Origin of the sequence: Sphingomonas endophytica, from assembly GCF_001476895.1 — a bacterium.
Lineage (GTDB): Bacteria > Pseudomonadota > Alphaproteobacteria > Sphingomonadales > Sphingomonadaceae > Sphingomonas > Sphingomonas endophytica_A.
Genome location: NZ_LDTB01000248.1, coordinates 1 through 645 on the forward strand (window position 1 = coordinate 1; position 645 = coordinate 645).

At 51.8% G+C, this 645-nt stretch carries 1 protein-coding gene; it reads right to left on the bottom strand.

Annotated features, from left to right (window positions below):
- Nucleotides 1-633 carry a DNA-methyltransferase gene (locus NS334_RS19485; RefSeq protein WP_428835072.1) on the bottom strand — a complete coding sequence of 211 codons (633 nt, stop codon included), beginning with the start codon at nt 631-633 and terminating at the stop codon, nt 1-3.
- Nucleotides 634-645: the final 12 nt, after the last annotated feature.

Consider the following 645-nt stretch of genomic DNA (forward strand, 5'->3'; position numbering starts at 1 on the left):
TTAATCCTCAACGTGATCGTCGTTGCGGTGATGTTTGATTTCCGCATCTTCCAGCCGGTCGACAATTACATCACAAAAATCCAACTCGATGCCAAGCCAACGGCGGTGCTTCTTTTCGCAAACTGCGAAGGTAGTTCCACTGCCACCGAAGGGGTCAAGGACGACGTCTCCCGCACGGGTGGATAGCTCCACTACTCGATCTACCAGCCGAGTAGACAGCGCATTGGCTCTCCGGTTCTTTGATTTGAATTTCCAGTGGCGAACAGGGGGGATGTCGGTCCACACGTCTTTTAGGTTTACCCCGTTCGGGTGCATGGCGTGTCGATGCCCCCCGTAGTCTCTGATCTCCTTACCGCAGTGCCGGCATAACTCGATGGGAGTTCTAATTTTTCTGAAGGTCTTGGGCTTGCCCTTGGAAAAATACAGAAGGCTGTAGTGACTTGGATAAAGACGCCCAGGAATTGGGAGAGAGCTTTTGAAGTCCACAGCAATGTCGTGTCGGAAGTCGAGCCCCCGATTCATCAGGTAGGCGCCGATCAATATGTTCCAGCGAGGAATATTGTAGATGAATAAGGACCCGCCTGGCTTGAGGACCCGTACACATTCTTCAATCCAAGCGTAGCACCAATTCAGATACTCTTCGGA